Origin of the sequence: Pseudoalteromonas sp. NEC-BIFX-2020_002 (genome assembly GCF_013002825.1) — a bacterium.
GTDB classification, from domain to species: domain Bacteria; phylum Pseudomonadota; class Gammaproteobacteria; order Enterobacterales; family Alteromonadaceae; genus Pseudoalteromonas; species Pseudoalteromonas neustonica.
In genome coordinates this window covers 23588-45404 of the sequence record NZ_JABEPJ010000017.1, presented here as the reverse complement: position 1 = coordinate 45404, position 21817 = coordinate 23588, and the positions used below count along the sequence as shown (strand labels likewise).

The following is a 21817-nucleotide window of genomic DNA, read 5'->3' as shown; positions in this document are numbered from 1 at the left end:
TTTTTAATCCTTTTTCGCTTCGCCGGTTTTTTTATTTACGTGAATGTCGACAACATGGCCGTCAGCTTTTAATATTCTTACGGTATAAACGTCATTTTGTACGGTAATTTTGAGAGTTTTACCATCTTCTATTTTTTTAGCAAGCTCAACCGCTTGTTTTTTTGTGATGGGTGTTTTATTTACCTGAGAGTCAGCATAACTATTATTCGAAAAAGAGAACGAAAATAGTGTAAAAATGACGACGCCAAGGGCTAATAACATACGCATGATGGGCAACTCCTAAACCAGACCTTGTTAGTTTAATGAACCAACTAGCTAAAACTCAAGTAAAAATCATGAAAAACATGATTTAAGCTGGACGAGTTTAATTAACAACTCGTGAACAAACACTGAACTGTGCAGCTCAAATTGCAATTATGAGACTAGGGATATATCCAAGCCACTTCAATATGCGCGTTTCAGTTGGAATTAAAAGCGATTTAGGCACGCCCGTTATAGCGCAGTGTTCTTGTCATTAAATAGACCCCATATCTACGCTGATTGGTATAATAGTGGTTCTATTGTTCAAATCAATAACGCCGTATAATTCGCTTTTAAACCAACTCTGTGAAGCGCTGAATTCTGCATCTTGAGTTGGTTTGGGTATAATTTTAAGGTTTAAGCTGGGAATACTTTTTTAAAGGGTTTAACAACAGAATTGTCATATACCCCACCACTGACATAAGGGTCGGCAGCAGCCCATTCACGTGCAGCTTCTAACGAGTTAAATTCAGCAATAACTAAAGAGCCTGTAAAACCAGCTTCACCTGGGTCATCATTATCAACTGCAGGAAGAGGGCCTGCAGTGAGTAATCTGCCTTGTTCATTTAGCTCTTGTAAACGTGCTAAATGGGCTGGTCGGGCTGCCTTTCTAAACGCTAAGCTCTTGTCAACATCAGTTGAGTAAATCATATACAGCATAGTGTGTTCTCTACATTTTAATATTATTGAAATTGTTTCGATATTAGCACAGCAGATCTGTTAGGCGAATAAATTGCGATTACTTAACCTTTGATTTGTTGACTGTGTGGTTTACAGCCACATTATACTTTTAAACTGAATATGCTTGAAAAGCCCAGCACAACACTGTTAGAGTCGCTGGGATGTTAAAAAATAATAATAAGGTTTTTAAATGAGCGATAATCGTGAGCACTTTAGCTCTCGCCTAGGTTTTATATTAGCAGCGGCAGGCTCTGCAGTTGGTATAGGTAACTTAGTTGGGTTTCCTGTCTCGGCAACAAAAAATGGTGGTGGTGCATTCTTACTTATTTATGCACTGTTTGTCGTTTTTATTTGTTTACCCGTAATGATGGCTGAGATGGCAATGGGCCGCCAAGCACAAAAAGATCCATTAAATGCATATAAGTTGCTCTCTGGTAATGATAAAAAGTGGACGTTTGCAGGCTTTTTAGCTGTATTAACCCCCTTTATGATTGCTGTTTTTTATATGGTTATCACCGTGTGGATATTTGGTTATTTAAGTCAAGTAGCACTCGGTAATTTAGATATGTTGGCTGACCCTAAAAGTTTTGGGGTATTTATAAATAGCTCAAGCGTGTTCGGTTATATGGCGGTTGTGGCGCTAATTGTTAACTTGATTCTTGTCGGTGGTGTTAAGCAAGGGATTGAAAAGGCAGCGAAATTTTTAATGCCCGCGTTGTTTGTATTATTAATCGCGTTGGTTGTTTATGTACTGACCCTTGATAATGCTATGGCAGGTGTTAAATACTATATTATCCCTGACTTTACTAAAATGAACGCGAGCGTACTCAATGGTGCATTAGCACAAGCATTCTTTTCATTGTCTTTAGGTATGGGTATTTTAATGACCTATGCATCGTATATTTCTAAAAAAGACGACATTGTAGGCAGTGCTAAAATGGTTGCGGTTACAGATTCGTTAGTTGCATTTATTGCCGGCTTAATGGTGTTACCAGCAATCTTTAGTTTTAATCCTGAGACAGACCCAACTAAGCTTTCAGATTCTTCTGTATCAATGATTTTTGAATTTTTACCAAAAATATTGTTAGCACTACAAACTGATATAGGTTATGTAGGCGCATCAATTGTTGCGTTTATCTTTTTCTTATTAGTATTTTTTGCGGCGATAACATCATTAGTATCAATCGTTGAAGTACCAACGGCAACATTATGTGATCGTAAAGGTATCAGCCGTAAAATGGCGTTGCTTATCTTAACGGGTAGTATTGGTGTACTGACAGTATTGTGCACAATGTCATTTGGTATGGTTGAAGGATTAACATCATTTACCAACTATGGCGGTGGTTCAAAAAGCTTATTTGATATTGTGTATGATGTGTTTTACGACACAATTTTACCGCTTAATGGTTTGATGGTATGTTTATTTGTTATGTACCGCTGGAAGAAAGTTCGCTTAAGTGAAGAGTTAAGCCAAGGTTGCCCTAGTTATGCGGGTAGCTTTACTGAAAAGTACGTAAACTTTTCTCTTTCTACGTTTATTCCTGTGATATTAACAGTAATATTGGTAAATACTGTTGCGACGAAATTTTTTGCAGTGAGTATATTTGGTTTTTAAGTTAGGTAGTTTTTGATTCAAAAGCCGCGCTATTTAGCGCGGCTTTTGTTTAAGGCACTATTGCAGAATCTAAATATTGTCCTATCCCCAATGTAAACATCCACAAGCCCCACAAGCTATGCTCAATTACACACACAAACGTCGAACGGCTTTGTGCATAGGTGAACGCAAATAATAAACCGCCAATAAATGCGAGTATTACAGCCACCCAATTAGCATAAACAATATGCGCTAATGCAAACACCGTGGCACTGACGAGAATTCGCACCGTTTTGTTTGGCATAATGCGCTTATATCGATGAAAAAAGTAGGTTCTAAATATTAATTCTTGTGGCATCACAGACAAAACAGGATAAAGAATGAGTAACATTAACCAGTCTTGAAGTGAGTTTCGTGGCATAACAAACCAATTTCCTTGATTAATTATTCCGTAGAATACGCCAGAAAATAGAGCACCTATAAAAAAGAAACTAAACAACCGACGTTTAACAGCCGAAAATTGGCCAAGGCTGGTAATCCTAAAGCGTTTAAAGTGAGGATCACCAAGTAAGAGCATGCCGCATACACTCATTAATATAATAAGTGCGGGGATCAGCCAGTTTGCTAAATAAGCACGCAGATAAAACCCAATTAAAGGCAAGCAAATAAATATAAGTGTAAATTCAAACCAGCGGTATTGATTGGCGTTCAAGGTCGTCTCAGCGTGATTTTGTATCCTAGGCTAACAAGTAAAGACGACAGATTTATGACGTTAAAGGTGTTTACTATCGACTTCGTCATCTTCATCAGGTAAGTATTTATACAATATGATCATAGTGGTAAAAATACTGATAAAAGTAATCCCCATTAAACCAAATACTTTGAAGTTAACCCAAAAATCGAGTGAGAAGTTATAGGCAATGTAAATGTTTAATGCTGATATTCCGGCAGTAATGGCCATCCATAACATGTTGAGTTTATCCCAGAGAGACTCTGGTACGGCAACCTCTTGCTCTGATTCAAATGCTGTTTGCAAAACTGAACTCAGTGCTTTCTTGACTAAGTTTTTGCCAAAAAAGTAGCGGCTGATGAGTAAGCTTAAAGAAATTACCGCATAAATAATGGTCGCTTTAAATTTAACAAACTGTTCATCATGAAAAACCAGTGTCAGCGTGCCCAAAATGATGGCAATGGCAAAAAATAGCCATTGGCGTACAGGGACATTACCTGTTTTAAAATAAGAGTAAGTCACCTGAATCAATGTGGCAGCCATTAATAGGGCTGTTGCCCAGTAGATATCAGTCAATTTAAAGACCACAAAAAATAAAATAAGCGGAATGAATTCAATTATTGCATGCATAGAATGCCCGTAATTTTAATACCAATTTGATAAAACTTGTATAACACCAAAATAATTGCAGTGGTTGTATCAACTTATTGTGTTCTTTACAAGGTTGACTTAGGGGTAACTAACCCTTAGCCTGCTTGGCTTTGTATTCGACCATTACCAAAATCCGTGAACCTAGTTAGGTTTAGCGGCGTCTTTAGGAGCATTTTATGAATAAAGCAGAACTTATCAGTGCCATGTCAGCACACAGTGAATTAACTAAAAAAGACTCTAAAGCAGCTTTAGAGAGTATGTTAGCGGCTATAACTAAGTCATTATCAGAAGGCGATCAAGTGCAAGTTAATGGTTTAGGTACGTTTGCGTTAAGTTATTATCCGGCAAGAGCAGGGCGTAATCCGCAAACGGGCGCAGTGATTGAAATTGAAGGAGCTAACAAACCGGTTTTTAAAGCAGCTAAAGCATTTAAAGATCAATTACAAATAAGCGAATAGTTCAGCTGCTCTGCCTTTCTATTTTTTATCTACATTCCGTAGGATGTATTCAATATAGGTTTGTTCACCTAGAATAAATACATTACTGTGATCAGCTTTTTTTATTTGTATTAACTTCACTCGATGGTATGACTTTAGAGTGTTTTGTAGCGATGAGAGTGGTGTGATCACATCACTTTCGCCTTGTATTATTACAATACTTTGCTGATCGTATAATGGTTCAATCGGGGCGAGTAAATCGGTTAATCTAACATTTTTTATTAATAGATTAAGTGGTAGCAGTGACATTGGTTTTAAGTACCACTTGGTTTTTAATTCTCTATCCATTGAATCCGATAACGATACAGGTACACTGTCTACAATGATCCCGGCTGGATGGTGTGTTGCGGCGCTACTCAATGCCAGAAAACTACCTAATGAACGCCCAGTAAACACAGTTGTTTGTAAATTGCATTGACTGTTTTTAAATATAGTTCTAATTGTTCTGTCATTTAACTGAGTGATACTAGATTGTCTTGCTTGCCCAATGGCGCCTTCAAAACCTGGGTACGACAGTGCGTAAACAGTAATTCCTTGTTGGTTTAGTTTAGTAAACAGAATTTGATAGTGGCTAAGTAAGCCATGTCGTCCAGGGAAGAATATAACGCATTGTTGATTATTTAAATCACCAAACAGGTGATACTTGGTCGTGGTATGATCATCTATGTTAAGGGTTTTTTGCTCAGTTTTTAAAGTTAAATCATTACCTTTAAATATAAAATAATCACTAAACAAGGCAAGCGTTACTGCTGCGATAAAAAAATACAGGAAGGTTATTAAGCTAACTAACTTTGCCAGCTTGTTACAAAGTGAAAATACAGGTTTCATACATTTAGGCAGCAAAGAGGACTTTGCTGCCTATTTAGTTAAAGAGCCGTCGCGGCTTTCATTTTAGCCACAAATGCTTTTAATTCATTGAGCATTGTTTGTGGGTTATCAAGGTTTGTTTCGATGATTTTAACCACCGCAGAGCCTGATATTACGCCGGCTGCGCCCGCTACCAAGGCTGCTTTTACATCATCTGGTGTTGAAATACCAAAACCGAGTAATGCTGGTGCACTGTGATACTCTTTTAGTTTAGTAACAATAGAGTTCGCTGGCATTTGTGCTTTGATCTCAGTACCTGTCACACCAGCACGTGAAAGCAAATAGGTATAGCCGCGGCCGTAAGAGGCGCACTCTCTAAGTGTATCGTCTGGTGCATTTGGTGTGGCGATAAAAATTGGATCTATGTCATTACTCATTGCAGCTTGTCGAAACATTTTAGATTCGTGAAGTGGTACGTCAGCCACTAAAATTGAATCAACACCGACCGCTTTGGCATCTTTATAAAAAGCTTCTAGGCCCCGTTTAAACACCAAGTTTGAATATAACAGTAAGCCAATTGGAATATCTGCATTGTATTGGCGCACTTGCTTAATGATATCAAAACAATCTTGCGTGTTAATGTGTACATCAAGGGCGCGAATGTTTGCCGCTTGAATAACCGGGCCATCAGCAATAGGGTCTGAAAATGGGATCCCTAATTCAAGCGCATCTGCGCCACCATCAATTAAACTTTTAATTATTTCAACACTAAGCTCTTTATTTGGGTCACCTATAGTCACAAATGGGACAAATGAGCCTTGATTTTGCTCGCTTAATGTTGCAAACATTTTGCCGTAGCGGTCGGTTTTTTGGTCAGTTTGGCTCATGCGTTTTCTCCTTTTGAAAGTACATCCATAACATGTGCTAAGTCTTTATCACCACGGCCACTTAAATTGACCACTAAAATGGACTCCTCAGTTAGCTGCTCCGCATACTTGAGTGCGTAAGCAAGCGCATGGCTTGATTCTAGCGCAGGAATAATCCCTTCATTTTTAGCCAGTAGCTGAAATGCTTCAAGTGCTTCTGTATCTGTAATACCCACATACTGAGCCCGGCCAGTTTCATGTAAAAATGCATGTTGTGGGCCCACTGCAGGGTAATCAAGACCTGCTGAAACAGAGTATGATTCCTCTATCTGGCCATCATCGTTTTGCATAATATAAGTATATGTACCGTGTAAAATACCTTTGGTGCCTTTGCAAATTGTTGCGCCATGTTCGTGAGTATCAAGGCCTTTACCCGCAGGCTCGACCCCGATTAATTTAACACTAGGTTCGTCAATAAAGTCAGTAAACATACCAATGGCGTTAGAGCCACCACCAACACAGGCTAGTACAGCATCAGGCAAACGACCTTCTGCTTTTAATATTTGTTCTTTTGCTTCTTCACCAATTACCTTTTGAAACTCACGGACAATGGTTGGGAATGGGTGAGGGCCTGCGGCTGTGCCCAGTAAATAGTGTGCTTCTTTATAATTTGCTGACCAGTCACGCAGCGCTTCATTTACAGCATCTTTAAGTGTGCCAGAGCCTGCGGTTACAGGAATAACTTCTGCGCCCATTAGTTTCATTCTGAATACATTAGGTTGCTGACGTTCAATGTCTTTTGCGCCCATGTAAATACGGCACTTTAAACCCAGTAGTGCGCATGCAAGTGCTGTGGCTACCCCGTGTTGTCCGGCACCCGTTTCAGCAATAACTTCTTTTTTGCCCATGCGCTTTGTTAATAATGCTTGACCTAATACTTGGTTGGTTTTATGCGCGCCACCATGGAGTAAGTCTTCACGTTTTAAGTATAGTTTTACTTTTGGGTTTTTAATTAAGTTACGGGTTAATGTAAGCGGTGTAGGGCGACCGGCATATTCATTAAGTAACTTTTCAAGTTCAACTTGAAAAGCTGGATCTGTTTGTGATTTATTGAACTCATTTTCTAGTTGTTTTAGCGCTGGAACAAGCAATTCTGGGACAAACATGCCGCCAAATTCGCCAAAGTAAGCTGGATTATTCATATTAACCTCAATATTTGCGGATGCTGATAAACGCATCATTTAATTTTTGTTGGCATTTTTTGCCTGCGCTTTGCTCAACCCCAGAGTTTAAATCTAGGCCATGAGCACCTTGGTATAAAGCGCCTTGAATATTGTCTGCATTTAAACCACCTGCGAGCATAAACGGCTGTTTTACATCTTTTAAAATTGCCCAGTCAAATGTTTTACCTGTACCGCCAGCTTGTGTATCACTGTGGGTATCGTATAGGTGACGATCAACGCCACTAATAGGTTCAGGCAAGCTATCTTTAATTGCTTGAGCTTTCCAAATTTGACAGCCACGCGGTAGTAAAGGGCGCAGTGTATTTATGTAATCATTGTCTTCTTGGCCGTGTAATTGCACTGCAGATAGCTTTAAGCTTGTTGCATGCTCAGCGACATTTGTAATGCTTTCATTTACAAATACACCCACATAAGCGAGCGGGGCGCTTTGAGTTATTTGTAAGGCGCAATCTAGGTCAACATAACGCGGTGATTTAGGCGCAAAAATTAATCCACCAAATACCGCACCACTTTTATAAGCATTAATGGCATCTTCACTGCGAGTTAAACCACAGACTTTGTTTTCACCTAAAATTACACGACGACACGCGCGTTCTAAATCACGTTCAGCCATCAATGAACTGCCAATTAAAAAGCCATTACACAAAGGTGCTAAGCGTTTTACATCTTGATGGGTATAGATACCAGATTCAGAGATCACGACTTTGTCATTAGGAATAAGTGTACGCAGTCTTTCGGTTGTAGCTAAATCAGTACTTAAATCACGTAAATCACGGTTATTAATACCGATGATCTGTGCATCAAGAGCTAATGCACGCACTACTTCTTCTTCATTGCTCACTTCAGTCAAAATAGCCATGTTTAAGCTGCGCGCTACGCTTGCCAATAGTTGATACTGTTTATCATCAAGCACTGATAACATTAACAATATTGCATCGCCACCATAAATTCGAGCCATGTAAACTTGGTATTCATCAATAAAGAAGTCTTTACAGATCAGTGGCTGTTCAACTTGGCTGCGTACAAACTCTAGGTAATCAAAACTTCCTTGAAAGTATTTTTCATCTGTTAATACACTAATACAGGTGGCGTAGTTTTTATAAACATTTGTAATTTCAGCTAAGTCAAATGGCTCTCTAATCAGGCCCTTCGAAGGAGAAGCTTTTTTACACTCTAAAATAAACTGTGTACCAGGTGCTGCTAAGGCTTTATAAAAATCACGATTTGTTGGTACTGCTTGTGCTTTAAAGCTCTCAAGGGGGCGCTTTGCTTTACGCTCAGCCAGCTCTATTTTCTTATCTGCGACGATTTTGTCTAATACGTTAGCCATTGGTTACCTCTGAGTTTGTTACGGCTTTATGGCTTTGCTCTACAATAGTGTTTAATGTGTTTAAGGCGCGACCACTTTTTAAAACCTCAACGACGTGTTGTGCGCCTGCTTTAAAGTTTTCGACTTTACCAGTGAGATACAACAGTGCGGCAACATTGACGATAATTGCTGCATTATGCGCATCCGTCCCTGTGCCTGCTAAAATGGCGCGACTGGCATTGGCGTTATATTCTGGACCTTCACCGGCGAGTTGTTCAAGTGAATAGTTTGCAAGACCAAAATCAGCAGGGCTGAGTGTGTACTGGCGAAGTTCTCCATTATTAAGCTCTACAACGGTCGTTTTACCATGCAAGGCGATTTCATCGGTGCCGGAACCATGAACTACCATAGCGCGCTTTGTACCGAGGGTTTTTAGTGTTTGCGCCATCGCTAAGCATAAGTTTTCGTCGTATACACCGAGCAATTGCACTTCAGGTGCTGCGGGGTTTGCTAAAGGCCCTAAAATATTAAAAATAGTACGGGTTTTTAACGTTGTCCGTACTTCCATCGCATGGCGTACGCCACTGTGGTAATGCGGCGCAAACAAAAAGGTAAACCCAGTTTGTTCTAAACACGCAACGGCTTGATCTGGTGTCATATCAATATTAATACCCAGCGCTTTGAGTAAATCGGCGGAGCCTGAGTTACTCGATACACTGCGGTTACCGTGTTTGACCATATTAATGCCGCAGGCGGCTGCAACAATGGCTGCGGTAGTACTAATATTAATGGTGTTTGAGCCATCGCCGCCAGTGCCGCAACTGTCAGCTAACATTGCTAATTTTGTATTAAAAGGAACGGCATTAGCACGCATGGAAGCAGCTGCGCCTGCAATTTCGTCACTTACTTCACCTTTGAGTTTCAATGCGACTAATAATGCTGAGAGCGCAATATTATTTACTTTACCTTGCATTATCGCATCAAATAACTGTTGGCTTTGGCTAAAGCTTAATGATGTTTGTGTAAGTAACACATCAATGAGGGCACTTGTGTTGTGCGTGGCTGATTGTTGATTTACTGACATAAAGTCCTCTACTGCTTTGCGTTAGCTAAAAATTGCATACTTTGTTGAAGTAGCGCGGCGCCATTTGGCGTCAAAATAGACTCAGGATGAAATTGATAACCCAAAGCATGATCTTGCGCATGATAGATTGCCATTGGAATTGCTTCATAGTTAGCAATTACTTTTACACTATCAGGTACCTGCGTTGCCATAAGTGAATGATATCGTGCCACAGGCATACGCTTGCCCATGCCTGTAAAAACAGGGTGTTCACCAAGTTCAATGATTGACGACTTACCATGTACGGTTTCGCCAGCATGGCCAATAACCCCACCATAGCTTTGTGTCAATGCTTGTTGGCCAAGACAAATCCCCAGCATGGGGAAGTGTCCTTTACATAGTTCAATCAATGCCATTAAACAGCCTGCGGCTGAGGGCGTACCTGGACCGGGTGATAGCACTAAAATGACCGGCTTAGTTTCGTTGCACATTTTTTCAAAAATAACCTGTGCATCTATGTTGTTACGATATACCACTAAATCGCTGCCTAACATAGAAAGTTCATCGACTAAGTTATAACTAAATGAATCAAAGTTATCTAAAAAGTAGATTTTTACATCCGTTAGTTTAGTGTTAGTTACGCTCATTTTAGTGTCCTTGATACGTCGATTGAATCGCTGTGATAACTGCTTGTGCTTTAGCGCGAGTCTCGTTTGCTTCAGATTGCGGGTCAGAGTCATGTACCACACCAGCACCTGCTTGAACGTAGGCTATGTTATTTTTTACAAAGGCTGAGCGAATAACAATACAGCTATCCATTGCCCCATCACCAGTAAGGTAACCTACCGCGCCACCGTAACTTCCTCGACGTTTACCTTCAGTTTGACGTACTAGCTCTGCGGCACTGACTTTAGGTGCGCCAACAAGTGTACCCATATTCATACAGGCTTGATAAGCATGCAAGGCATCAAGGTCAGGTTTTAAAGTCCCCACAACGCGAGACACTAAATGCATGACTTGAGAATAGCGGTCTACTTTTAATAGTTCTTTGGCATGACGAGTACCGGGTACGCTAATACGGGCTACGTCGTTACGTGCTAAATCGACCAGCATCAAATGTTCAGCACGTTCTTTTTGATCATTACGTAGCTCAAGCTCAATACGGCTATCTAAATCAGGATTAATTTGACCATTGGCAAACTTACCTCTGGGGCGGGTGCCTGCAATTGGATACACTTCAACTTGTTGTGACTGTGCACAAAACTTTAAAGCTGACTCCGGAGATGCACCAAACAAAGCAAATTCACTATCGCGCATGTAAAACATATACGGGCTTGGGTTTTGTTTTTTTAGTTGGCTGTAAGCATGTAGCGAGTTTGCACATGGCAGTGAAAAAGTGCGCGATGGAACAACTTGAAAGATGTCACCATCAACAATGTGTTTTTTCAAACTTTTGACCTGTTGGCAGTAAACTTCGTCGCTGATATCAACAGTTACATCACTGGCGCCCATTGTTTGTGTTGCACTAAAATTATCAGCTTGGTCGCATAATGTATTTAAGCGTTCAAGCTTCTTTCCTACCTCAAAGCAATTAGCATGAACATCAGGGCCGTTAAACACATTTCCAATGAGCTCCGTTGTTTTAGCTTGATGATCAATAATGACAAGGGTTTCGGCTAAATAAAATACATAATCAGGGCAGCTGTTATCGCCATCAGGAACATCACTTAGTTGTTCAAAGTTGGCCACCATATCGTAGGCAAATACACCGCCTAAGAATAGCGAAAAAGGATTGTTAGTGGTGCTGTTAATATTATTTATACAGCAGCGTAGAGCACTAAATGCGTTATCGGCGATAAGCTTAGTGGCTTCATCAATGTCGCTATCACAGCCCTTATACTCAATAGTCAGGGTCTGTTCGCTTAGTTGAGTGTGGCAATTTTCTAACTTACTTTGTAAATAAGGCAACAATTGCTGACCATTATTAGATTGCGCTGTTACCGTAACTGTTTTGCCCGCGCAGATAATTTTAAGCGCACAATCGACTAAAATTAAACTCTTAACACTGTCTTTAGAATCAATTTCGGCTGACTCTAATAACAATGAGTTGTCTTTATCAAGCAGCCCGTAAAGAGCTAATGGGCTATGGATGTACTCTCGCACTTGGGTGATGCTGGTAACTTCACCTGGTGTTGTTGTTATATGACTAAAAATCAAACCTCATTCCCTCAAAAAAATAAACCCCGCAAGCTATGCTATGCGGGGTTTGAATAACGATATCTATGTTTTAGATAGACCATTACCGTCCCGCTATACCAGGCGCCACCACCAATGATGTGTAAGAGTTGCTACGTTATTCATGTTTGTTACCCTAAAATTTAAATATAAAAAAACCCGCAATAAGCGGGTTTGAATATGTTAGACACGACAATTCGTCACCCGATAATTTACGAGTGCCACCACCAGATAGTGTTTTGGATTGAATTGGTCATTGTTTTTGTTCTTAATGTGTCTCAAGTGGCTACAGTAAACCGTATCAACGGCGTTAATGTCAAGTATTTATTAAAAACAATTTATTAAAATTTTTTGTTATACTTAATAACAACTTTGGCACATTTAATATGAGCAGTCTTCTCTTTTGATAAAATACGATTTACACAGCCACACTACGCATTCTGACGGGCAACTAAGTGTTGAGCAGTTATTATTGCGTGCAGTTGAAAAAAATATAGATGTGTTTGCGATTACGGATCATGACACTATCGCTGCGGTGAAACCCGCTCAAGCCTATATAAAAAACGAGTCTCTGCCATTAACCTTGATCACAGGTGTTGAAATTTCCACCAAGTGGGAAAGTTTTGAGATCCATATTGTGGCATTAAATGTAGATATCAATGAAGAAGCATTGACCAGTTTACTCACTATACAGCAACAAAAGCGTGCTGCTAGAGCAATAGAAATTGGCCGGCGCTTAGAAAAAAATGGCTTTGATGGCATTTATGAACAAGCGCAGGAGCTTGCTGGTGATGCACAGATAACCCGCGCGCATTATGCAAGAGCGCTGATCACGCGTGGTGTTGCAACCACAATACCAGGCGTATTTAAAAAATACCTTGGTCGTGCAAAAACAGGGTATGTGCCAAGTGATTGGTGTGACATGAAAACGGCGATTACGGCAATTCACGCCGCAGGTGGCGTCGCTGTTGTTGCCCATCCTGGGCGTTATCAAATGTCGAATAAGTGGCTGCGCAAATTATTAAGTCAGTTTAAAGATGCTGGTGGCGATGCAATGGAAGTTGCACAACCACAACAAGCACCCACTGAGCGACAGTTCTTGGGTGAATTGAGCCGTGAATACGGCTTACTGTGCTCGCAAGGGTCTGATTTTCATTTTCCTACTAGTTGGCTAGAATTAGGAAAAAACTTATATCTGCCAAAAGATTGCCAAGGCGTTTGGCAAACTTGGGAAGGGCAAGAAGGAGTAACACATGAGTGATTTTTTTCATATTCATCCAGATAATCCACAACCACGATTAATTAATCAAGCAGTCGATATAATTAAGAAAGGCGGGGTAGTGGTTTACCCGACAGATTCAGGCTATGCAATAGGCTGTAATTTAGGGAATAAACAAGCCAAAGAGCGTATTGAACGTATTCGTGGCATTGAGAGACACCACAATTTTACATTAGTGTGTCGCGATCTATCTGAGCTTTCGACCTATGCTCGCGTAGATAATCAATTGTTCAGGCTAATTAAGAATAATACTCCTGGGCCGTACACATTTATATTCAAAGGAACTAAAGAAGTCCCTAAACGGCTATTAAATGACAAGAAAAAGACCATTGGTATTCGTGTAATAGAGCATCCAATTACCTGTGCGTTACTCGCTGAATTAGGCGAGCCATTGATGTCGTGTTCATTAATATTACCCGGTGAGCAGTTTACAGAATCTGATCCAGATGAAATTCGCGATCGCATAGGCCCTTTGGTTGATTTAATTATTCATGGCGGTTACTTAGCCGAACAAGCAACGACAGTGATTGATCTTTCAGAAGATACAGTTGAAGTGCTACGTGTTGGCTGCGGTGATACAACTCCATTTGAATAACCTTGTTAAACACCATGAGTGAGCGTGTCACTGAACAGGTAGCTCAAACACAAGAGCTGGCGCAGCGAAAGCTGCCGCTGGCTTTTTTGCATGGCAAAGAAGTAATGAATACGCCGCAAGACTTATATATTCCGCCTGATGCGCTTGAAGTTATTTTAGAAACCTTCGAAGGGCCGCTTGATTTACTTCTGTATCTAATTAAAAAACATAAACTCGATATTCTTGAATTGTCTATTTTTAGTATTACAGAGCAGTATGTCCATTATGTTGAAATGATGACCGAGTTTCAACTTGAGTTAGCAGGCGAGTATTTAGTAATGGCAGCCTTGTTAGCGCAAATAAAATCGCGCTTATTATTGCCCAAACATGAAGAACTGGAAGAAGAAGAAGATCCTCGGGCTGAACTAATACGCCGATTACAAGAGTACGAACAATTTAAGCAAGCCGCAGAAAATCTTGACGATATTCCACGCGTTGGTCGTGATATTTATATTGCACAGGCGCTAGTGCCAGAGCAAGATGAGCAAGCGCAGTTACTCCCTGATGTAGATCTAAAGGATTTATTGTTTGCCCTTAGCGATGTGATGGCACGAGCAAAAACGCTGGAACACCATCAAATCACAGCTGAAGCACTATCAACCCGTGAACGAATGAGCTTAATATTACAAAAACTATCACAAGCCAGTTCACAGCTTCCTTTCACTGACTTATTTACCTTTGACGAAGGGCGCAGCGGGGTGGTAGTGAGTTTTATCGCGATGTTAGAACTAATTAAAGAAGGGTTGATCAGTTGCCTACAAGTCGATCCAACCACACAAATATATATTGGCTTAGTTGAACAAAACTAATTTCACCCACTCAAAGTAATTGTCGTGAAGCTTTAACTCGCAAACCCGTAACAAGTTATGTGCATATATGCACATAACTTGTTTGTTATTCGCTATTTTCTTTTAGTTAGGGACGGGCTATTCTGGCATTACTGGTTTAGGGAGTCTTTCTATGTTTAAAAATACTCACTCGAGTTATGGCTTAGTTACCATTGTTTTGCATTGGCTGATGGCATTGATAGTTATAGGTCTTTTTGGCCTAGGTTTATATATGGTCGAGCTTACTTATTACGATAGCTGGTATCGTGGTTCGATGGATTTACATAAAAGTATAGGGATCACACTTGCGGCATTATTGATATTTAGATTAGCGTGGCGGGTAATGGGCACACAGCCAAAACCTGTTGAAGGTTCAAGTAAAGTAGTGAATAAAGTCGCGCACTTTGCACATTTACTTATCTACATGTTATTGATTGGTATTGTTATTTCAGGGTATTTGATTTCGACTGCGGATGGTCGTGCGATTGAGGTGTTTACGTTATTTAGTATTCCCGCAATTGACTTATCGGTAGAAAATCAGGCAGATATTGCAGGTAAAGTTCATTACTGGGCGGCATGTAGTTTGATCGGCTTAGTAACGTTACATGCACTTGGGGCATTAAAACATCATTTTATCGATAAAGATAAAACCTTAATTAGAATGATCAAACCATTAAAGGATGATTAATAAATGAAAAAATTACTACTATCTGCTGCTGTTGCAGCAACATTATTTGGCGCAAGCACTGCACACGCAGCAGACTATGTGATTGACACTCAAGGCGCTCATGCATTTGTAAACTTTAAAATTAAACATTTAGGTTACAGTTGGTTACATGGTCGTTTTAATACATTTGATGGTGGCTTTAATTATGATTCAGCTAACCCAAATGCATCACAGATCATGGTAAATATTGATACTAAAAGTATCGATTCAAATCATGCAGAACGTGACAAACATTTAAGAGGAAAAGATTTCTTAAATGTTGATAAGTTTCCACAAGCAAGTTTTAAAAGCACCAGTATTGTATTTGATGCTAAAGGCGATGAAGCAAAAGTAACGGGTGACTTTACATTACATGGCATCACTAAAAGCATTACTTTTGAAATAGATAAAATAGGTGAAGGAAAAGATCCATGGGGTGGTTATCGTGTTGGTTTTGAAGGTGAAACCAGCCTGAAATTAGCTGATTTTGGTATTGATTATAATCTTGGGCCTGCATCAACACATGTTGATATTGGTTTATTTATTGAAGGCATACGTAAATAAGCAAAGTTTAGGCGCAGTAATATTCGGACAAATAGTTAGAAAAAACGCCTCACTTAGTTGAGGCGTTTTTGTTTGCTTGTAAACGTTGCTCAAGTAAGGGCTTTAAATTATCAGGTAACCAACGTATTAATACTTCGTGATAACTAGGCTGTTCTTTTATGATTGCCAGTGCGCTATTTAAAGTTTTTATGTGCTGCTTACCTTGTGCGGTATTAGTGCAGCCAATATAGCCAAAGCTGAGTTCTGACGCCTCGGTTAGTGGTAGCTGTATCAACTCATCATCAAAGCCCATAGATTTAGCTAAATAAAAATGCTCACTCGGATAGCCTAACAATATATCTATGCGTTTCTTTTTTAGCATATAAGTTAAGCTTGCGAGTGTATCCCGTCCCGGACGAATAATGATAGATGCATCAGCATTAGTATTTATTACGTTGTCTATCGTTTCTCCATAAGAACGGCTCATTGATATGCCTAAGGTGAGTTTGTATTCACTTAACAATTTTTTTAGTGAAATTTGGGCGTTAGGATCTAATTTTAGGCTGTGTAAGAGTTCTTTATGGATAGCGATGGAAGGTGATAAGCCAATAGTGGAAGCTTGCTCACTAAATGCTATATGTTCACGGCGATGCTCACTTTGATACAGCGAGAGCATACAATAGGTGTGATTTGGGTTCGAGACTTCGCGAACAGTTCTGCTCGAAGGTAAAATAACTCGCTTAAAGGTATAGTTTGGTAGTTGCTCTTCAAGTAAAGAGATAACACTTTCGTCACGCCCTGTACCCGCATATTGATCATTAAAAATATAATATGGGGCGAAGTCGGTGACTACCCAGTCAATTGTTTTAGCGTGTACCGTGGTGCTAGATAAAAAAAATAAAAATAGAGTTAGATACACACCTGTCATTATTTATACCACTAAAAAATGATTACTATCAGTAAGTGTAGCAGTTAGTTAAATAGTTTCTTGGAAAAAAGCAAAACGCCAGCAAAGGCTGGCGTAATTCAATAGCAATAATACAATTCAATATAAATTAATTGGATTTCAGCCATTTAACAAACTGACGTGCGTCACTTGCTTTTGTAAACAAGGCATTCTTTAAACCTTGCGTATCAGAAAAAATAACACGTTGTTTATTTACTGAAATTGATTGCACTGGATGTGCGATTTGGATCATAGATCCATTGTAATTATAAGACATAATAAAACTCACTTTTTTCTTGTTATCTTTTCTATGTCGCTAATTTCATATTAGCAGTTAAAACATGATTAGATAGACTGTTTCGTGTTTAGCTTCATTATAGTGTTGACGATCTTTATGACATTTATGCGACTATTTAAAAAATATGTCGTAGTTTGACTTGGGGTTCTCGCCGTACAATAACTTAGCTTTAAAATATACGTTTTGCGGGGCTTACTGGATCAGGGTAAAGAGGTTAACCGCGAGGCTTTTTTAGGACCAAGATGAAACTTTACCTCAGTAAATTTGTTTAGGCAAGCATTTTTGTTGTTTTATAGTTTTTTAATTATAAATACTGTATTTTGAGGCACGAAAAAGCGAGGACAATAGATGAATTACATTATTGTGAGTGATATTTTTGGAAAAACATCATATTTGACACAGTTTGCACAAACGTTGAATGGTGAGTTTATTATTGTAGATCCATACGATGCTCAACTACAGCCCGTTATTGACGAGGAGCTGCAATATCAACAGTTTATATCTCAGTGTGGGCATGACGGTTATTTTCAAAAACTAAATAAAGTGTTAGATAATATAAAAACGGATACCACAATTATTGGTTTTAGTGCTGGGGGGGCAGCCGCATGGCGTAGCCAAGCATGTACTAAAAATCGCTATATCAAAAAGCTCGTGGCATTTTATCCAAATCAAATTCGTTATAATTTAAATTTACCAGCAACAATACCATGCGAATTGATATTTCCTTATCAAGAGGCACATTTTGATGTGAGCGTTATTATCACAAGCCTACAAACAAAAGCGAACGTCAGCTGTTTTCAGTGTGACTATGGTCATGGCTTTATGAATCCATTATCAAATAATTTTGATAATCAAGGTTACTTATATTTTAGTAAACGACTGTTTAGTGATGATTTATAGGGCGTGTTGACCTTTCATGATTAATTTTTCAGCAGTCTATTTGGTATTTAGGCAAGGCAGCGCCTATGATGTGTGGTTGTTCCCCATAAATAGGCGATAACGCAGTATAAATGCCAAATATGCGCTGCCCAAAGGGTTTTTCCTAGGGGCGATTAACTCTTTGTTACCTACACGGATGTAGGTAAGGGGCGTGAGCAGGACGCGGAAGCTTTGCTCGGTTTTTACTTAGCCCGCTAGGTTACAAACCTCGCGCCGCGATTAAATCGCCCCTAGATTGAACAAATTTCAATCCACAAAGGTCAACACGCCCTAGTTGTATTGTATTAATTAAATGCTACAAACTAGTATATTGATTAGTTGTATGGCTATACTAAGTTTTTAACTTAGATTAATTTATTATATGACTGACCAACATAAGCTATATCGTCACTTCTTATCTAACCCTGTAGCAAAGCCGCCATGTCGGATGACTAATGCAAACATGTATGGCTTTTTTATAAAAATAGATCAAACAAAAGTTCAAGCGTATATAAGTAATACACTTAATACAGTAGCAACAGAGGATACTTACTTTAAAGGGCTGGGTGAGTACGCGCTACTGACATTTACTGATATTGAAAAAATCGCCTCATTAACACCACCTTTTAACGAACATGGTTGGATGCAAGAAACAGATATTATTGTTTGGTTGCCAGTTGTAAAGGTAGAAAAGCAAGGAGATGATGAAGATATTACGCATCTTTATTGGTACCCAGCATTTATTTGTGTCAATAATATTTATGCACTCATAAATGGACGAGAGACATGGGGCTACAATAAATATATGTGTGAATATAAAATGCCTAGCTCTGTTAACAAACTAACTGATTTTTCATTATCGCTAGATTGCTTTAAACATTTCTCTCCATCATCTAAATTAGAGACACACCAGCTACTTTCCTTAACAACCACAGCTAAAGAAAATAACGAAAGTGTTTTATCAACGTTGGAAGATTTTGGTGATCGTGTGGCAAATTTGTTTGATGGGGAACACATGGGTATAGACTTTTCCTTATTAAAGCAATTGCTTAGTGGGTTTGTTAATCCACAAATGGACCAAATATTATTTAAGCAATTCCCAGATGGTCAAGGCAAATTAGCGGTATATCAAGCTGTGATGCACTCGCCATCAGAAATTAAAGAAATCCATAAATTTAAATTCTTAAAGCCAGACTTTCAATTACAAATAGAGCAGTTGGATAGTTTTCCATTGGCTGAAATGTTTGGCTTAAAAGTAGGCCCACAAGATGTGTATTTACCTTTTTATATATGCATGGATTTTGACCAACTTGAAGCTTCTCAAGTCCTCCCTCTATAAAGGAAAATAGTATGAGTAATGAAAAAATAGCCATTATCGGTGGTGGGGTTGCTGCTATGACTGCTGCGTTGTATTTGACTGAGCAAGATGATTGGCAGCAGCATCGCGAAATTACTGTTTATCAGCAAGGGTGGCGTTTAGGGGGAAAAGGAGCGAGTGGGCGAAATGCAGCGATGGGCGAGCGTATAGAAGAACATGGTTTACATGTTTGGTTTGGAGCATATGTAAACAGCTTTAAAGCAATCGAAACGGTTTACAATAAATTAAATCGCCCTACAACATGCGCATTAAGCACGTGGCAACAAGCGTTTAAACCACATAGTTTTATTGCCTTAGAAGAGCATATAGATAATGAGTGGGAAACGTGGCCAATTGATTTTCCAATTTTACCGGGTAACCCTGCAAACGGCAGTTTAGATATTACAGCATGGGATTTTATTACAATGACCCTTGCGTGGTTAAAAAAATGGATCCCGCAACTAGAAATTGCAGCAAATCAACAAGCTAAAAGTACACAATTAACAACTAAAAAAACACGTGATAAATATTTACTACAACACCTATACCAACATGTTCAAGAGCTAGCCACTGATGGCAGTGATGCGTGGAAAACGTTTACACATGATATACAAAACTTAAGTCAAGAGATCACATCAACGCCCAGCTTACTGGTCGATAAATTAAATGAATTTACACAAAATAAAAATACATTACAGCCTCAAATATCTGAGAAAAAAGATAGCTTAGTAATTTGGTATATCGTCAGAAAGTTAAAGCGCTGGCTTAATCAAGAATTGACAGAGTTAATGGATGAAAATGCACAATTAAGACGCTTATATATTTGTGCTGATCTTGCAATTGCAATGCTTGTCGGGCTAATCAAAGACAAAGTTTACCGTGATGGTTTTGGTGTTATTAATAAGTATGATTTTCGCCAATGGCTGCTAAAAAATGGCGCGAATAAACAATACAGTGTGGATTCGGCCCCTGTGCGTGGGTTTTATGATTTAGTGTTTGCATACCCTAAAGGGGATTTTAGCAAACCGAATGTAGAAGCTGGGGTTGCAGCATTAGCAATGTTGAGAATCGCATTATGCTATCGTGGTGGTGTTATGTGGAAAATGCAGGCTGGAATGGGGGATGTGATTTTTTCACCACTTTATGAGCTCTTAAAGCAAAGAGGGGTTAAGTTTGAGTTTTTCCATCAACTTCAAAATATTACGCCTGGCTATGATAGTAATGGTAAGCGTTGTGTAACAGAAATTGAATTGCAACAACAGGTTGAACTGAAAAATAATACTGAGTATCAACCCCTTGTTGATGTTAAAAGTTTACCTTGCTGGCCAAGTGAGCCCCTTTATAATCAAATTAATACAGCGCAAGCGACGCTATTACAGCAATATAATATTAATTTAGAGTCTTTTTGGACAGACTGGCCAAGTCGTTATCAAGCTGAATTTGGTCAGCCATTGCCTCACAAAACATTGCGTTTCAAACACGATTTTGATCAACTTATTCTTGGTGTTTCTGTTGCATCATTGGAACATATTTGCCCGCGTTTATTAGCTATTGATGATGCATTTGCTGCACAAGCTAAAAATGTTCTTACGGTAGCAACGCAAGCCAGCCAGCTTTGGTTAAATAAAACAGATCAGCAGCTTGGTTGGGAGTATATGCCGCCAAGCGAAGAAGGGCCGATTTTAAGTGGTTTTAGCGAACCATTTGACACGTGGGCTGCAATGCAAAACTTAGTAGACAAAGAGCAATGGCCATTGAATAACAGTCCAAAAAACATTGCCTATTTTTGCAGTGCCTTTGCCTGTGCAGAATATCCACCACAAAGTGACCACACGTTCCCAGCGCGAGCAAAAGCTGATGTAAAAACGAATTTAACACAATTGGTAACGACTAATATGCAGCCATTATGGCCATTAGCTTATGATCAAAATGGCTTTGATTGGTCAGTATTATATGCAAATGATGTGTCAGGCAAAGCGCGTTTAGATCAACAATATTGGCGAGTTAATGTTGACCCGAGTGAACGCTATGTTTTGTCTGTAGCAGGTTCGAGCCAGTATCGTTTAGCGACGGATGGTACGCAGTTTAGTAATTTATTTATAACAGGGGATTGGATAAAAACGGGTGTGAATGCCGGTTGTGTTGAAGCGGCTGTTATGGCAGGAATGCAGACAGCGCGAGCATTATGTGGATATCCACAATCTATAAGTGGAGAAAATGCATTTGAGCCGACAAAAACTACCTAAAGTTACTGATATTTAGACTACTTTTAGTAATTAATTAGTCTATAATTATAAATAATTACAGTATATTTACATACTCCTAGGATAAA

At 39.3% G+C, this 21817-nt stretch carries 23 protein-coding genes; 10 read left to right on the top strand and 13 right to left on the bottom strand.

Annotation, left to right across the window (positions count from 1 at the left end; genetic code table 11):
• Window positions 1–3: 3 nt before the first annotated feature.
• Both HJP15_RS16975 and HJP15_RS16970 read right to left on the bottom strand, forming a co-directional pair.
• Window positions 4–267 (bottom strand): PepSY domain-containing protein, encoded by a 264-nt coding sequence (locus HJP15_RS16975; protein ID WP_054206251.1) that lies wholly within the window; start codon window positions 265–267, stop codon window positions 4–6.
• Between the two features lie 390 nt (window positions 268–657).
• A complete protein-coding gene (locus HJP15_RS16970) occupies window positions 658–960 on the bottom strand; it encodes a YciI family protein (RefSeq protein ID WP_054206252.1) in 303 nt (100 codons plus the stop codon).
• 211 nt (window positions 961–1171) lie between these two features.
• Here HJP15_RS16970 and HJP15_RS16965 point away from each other — a divergent pair, with 211 nt between their 5' ends.
• Window positions 1172–2596, top strand: a complete 1425-nt coding sequence (locus HJP15_RS16965) for a sodium-dependent transporter (RefSeq protein WP_054206253.1) — start codon at window positions 1172–1174, stop codon at window positions 2594–2596.
• Between the two features lie 49 nt (window positions 2597–2645).
• On the opposite strand, the gene HJP15_RS16960 is transcribed toward HJP15_RS16965, so the two are convergent.
• Window positions 2646–3287, bottom strand: coding sequence for a CPBP family intramembrane glutamic endopeptidase (locus HJP15_RS16960; protein ID WP_054206254.1), 642 nt, complete (start codon window positions 3285–3287; stop codon window positions 2646–2648).
• A 60-nt stretch (window positions 3288–3347) separates the two neighbouring features.
• A complete protein-coding gene (locus tag HJP15_RS16955) occupies window positions 3348–3935 on the bottom strand; it encodes an inner membrane-spanning protein YciB (RefSeq protein ID WP_054206255.1) in 588 nt (195 codons plus the stop codon).
• A gap of 197 nt (window positions 3936–4132) precedes the next feature.
• On the opposite strand from HJP15_RS16955, the gene HJP15_RS16950 reads away from it, so the two are divergent.
• A complete protein-coding gene (locus tag HJP15_RS16950; RefSeq protein WP_170174215.1) occupies window positions 4133–4414 on the top strand; it encodes an HU family DNA-binding protein in 282 nt (93 codons plus the stop codon).
• 18 nt (window positions 4415–4432) lie between these two features.
• On the opposite strand, the gene HJP15_RS16945 is transcribed toward HJP15_RS16950, so the two are convergent.
• Genes HJP15_RS16945 through HJP15_RS16915 form a run of 7 tightly spaced genes read right to left on the bottom strand, consistent with a single transcriptional unit; the run spans window position 4433 to window position 11959 of the window.
• Complete coding sequence (locus HJP15_RS16945) at window positions 4433–5281, bottom strand: alpha/beta hydrolase (protein ID WP_170174214.1); 849 nt, start codon at window positions 5279–5281, stop codon at window positions 4433–4435.
• Window positions 5282–5319: 38 nt separating this feature from the next.
• The gene (gene trpA, locus HJP15_RS16940) at window positions 5320–6147 is read right to left on the bottom strand and encodes a tryptophan synthase subunit alpha (RefSeq protein ID WP_170174213.1); all 828 of its coding nucleotides are present in this window, start codon (window positions 6145–6147) and stop codon (window positions 5320–5322) included.
• The gene (gene trpB / locus HJP15_RS16935; protein ID WP_170174212.1) at window positions 6144–7328 is read right to left on the bottom strand and encodes a tryptophan synthase subunit beta; all 1185 of its coding nucleotides are present in this window, start codon (window positions 7326–7328) and stop codon (window positions 6144–6146) included. The genes trpA and trpB overlap by 4 nt, the downstream gene beginning before the upstream one ends.
• Before the next feature lie 7 nt (window positions 7329–7335).
• The gene (trpCF, locus tag HJP15_RS16930; protein ID WP_170174211.1) at window positions 7336–8700 is read right to left on the bottom strand and encodes a bifunctional indole-3-glycerol-phosphate synthase TrpC/phosphoribosylanthranilate isomerase TrpF; all 1365 of its coding nucleotides are present in this window, start codon (window positions 8698–8700) and stop codon (window positions 7336–7338) included.
• The gene (gene trpD, locus HJP15_RS16925; RefSeq protein WP_054206259.1) at window positions 8693–9763 is read right to left on the bottom strand and encodes an anthranilate phosphoribosyltransferase; all 1071 of its coding nucleotides are present in this window, start codon (window positions 9761–9763) and stop codon (window positions 8693–8695) included. Before trpD ends, trpCF begins: the two co-directional genes overlap by 8 nt.
• Window positions 9764–9771: 8 nt before the next feature.
• Window positions 9772–10389 carry an aminodeoxychorismate/anthranilate synthase component II gene (locus tag HJP15_RS16920; RefSeq protein WP_170174210.1) on the bottom strand — a complete coding sequence of 206 codons (618 nt, stop codon included), beginning with the start codon at window positions 10387–10389 and terminating at the stop codon, window positions 9772–9774.
• Between the two features lies 1 nt (window position 10390).
• Entirely contained in the window at window positions 10391–11959 is a 1569-nt protein-coding gene (locus HJP15_RS16915) for an anthranilate synthase component 1 (RefSeq protein ID WP_054206261.1), read from the bottom strand.
• A gap of 421 nt (window positions 11960–12380) precedes the next feature.
• Here HJP15_RS16915 and rnm point away from each other — a divergent pair, with 421 nt between their 5' ends.
• The 5 genes from rnm to HJP15_RS16890 all read left to right on the top strand — a co-directional run bounded on the left by rnm (window position 12381) and on the right by HJP15_RS16890 (window position 15987).
• Window positions 12381–13238, top strand: a complete 858-nt coding sequence (gene rnm / locus HJP15_RS16910) for an RNase RNM (protein WP_054206262.1) — start codon at window positions 12381–12383, stop codon at window positions 13236–13238.
• The gene (locus tag HJP15_RS16905) at window positions 13231–13851 is read left to right on the top strand and encodes an L-threonylcarbamoyladenylate synthase (protein WP_054206263.1); all 621 of its coding nucleotides are present in this window, start codon (window positions 13231–13233) and stop codon (window positions 13849–13851) included. Before rnm ends, HJP15_RS16905 begins: the two co-directional genes overlap by 8 nt.
• 14 nt (window positions 13852–13865) lie before the next feature.
• Complete coding sequence (locus HJP15_RS16900) at window positions 13866–14699, top strand: segregation and condensation protein A (protein ID WP_054455484.1); 834 nt, start codon at window positions 13866–13868, stop codon at window positions 14697–14699.
• 151 nt (window positions 14700–14850) lie between these two features.
• On the top strand, window positions 14851–15405 hold the full coding sequence (locus HJP15_RS16895; protein WP_054206264.1) for a cytochrome b: 555 nt from the start codon (window positions 14851–14853) through the stop codon (window positions 15403–15405).
• A 3-nt stretch (window positions 15406–15408) separates the two neighbouring features.
• Window positions 15409–15987 carry a YceI family protein gene (locus tag HJP15_RS16890; protein WP_170174209.1) on the top strand — a complete coding sequence of 193 codons (579 nt, stop codon included), beginning with the start codon at window positions 15409–15411 and terminating at the stop codon, window positions 15985–15987.
• 49 nt (window positions 15988–16036) lie between these two features.
• Here the strand turns inward: HJP15_RS16890 and HJP15_RS16885 are convergent, their stop codons facing one another.
• Window positions 16037–16894 (bottom strand): TIGR02285 family protein, encoded by an 858-nt coding sequence (locus HJP15_RS16885; protein ID WP_170174208.1) that lies wholly within the window; start codon window positions 16892–16894, stop codon window positions 16037–16039.
• A 127-nt stretch (window positions 16895–17021) separates the two neighbouring features.
• Entirely contained in the window at window positions 17022–17189 is a 168-nt protein-coding gene (locus HJP15_RS16880) for a hypothetical protein (protein ID WP_167349706.1), read from the bottom strand.
• A gap of 369 nt (window positions 17190–17558) precedes the next feature.
• On the opposite strand from HJP15_RS16880, the gene HJP15_RS16875 reads away from it, so the two are divergent.
• The 3 genes from HJP15_RS16875 to HJP15_RS16865 all read left to right on the top strand — a co-directional run bounded on the left by HJP15_RS16875 (window position 17559) and on the right by HJP15_RS16865 (window position 21731).
• The gene (locus HJP15_RS16875) at window positions 17559–18110 is read left to right on the top strand and encodes a dienelactone hydrolase family protein (RefSeq protein WP_054455491.1); all 552 of its coding nucleotides are present in this window, start codon (window positions 17559–17561) and stop codon (window positions 18108–18110) included.
• Between the two features lie 400 nt (window positions 18111–18510).
• Window positions 18511–19467 (top strand): acetoacetate decarboxylase family protein, encoded by a 957-nt coding sequence (locus HJP15_RS16870; protein ID WP_170174207.1) that lies wholly within the window; start codon window positions 18511–18513, stop codon window positions 19465–19467.
• Between the two features lie 11 nt (window positions 19468–19478).
• Window positions 19479–21731 carry an NAD(P)-binding protein gene (locus HJP15_RS16865; RefSeq protein WP_170174206.1) on the top strand — a complete coding sequence of 751 codons (2253 nt, stop codon included), beginning with the start codon at window positions 19479–19481 and terminating at the stop codon, window positions 21729–21731.
• Window positions 21732–21817: the final 86 nt, after the last annotated feature.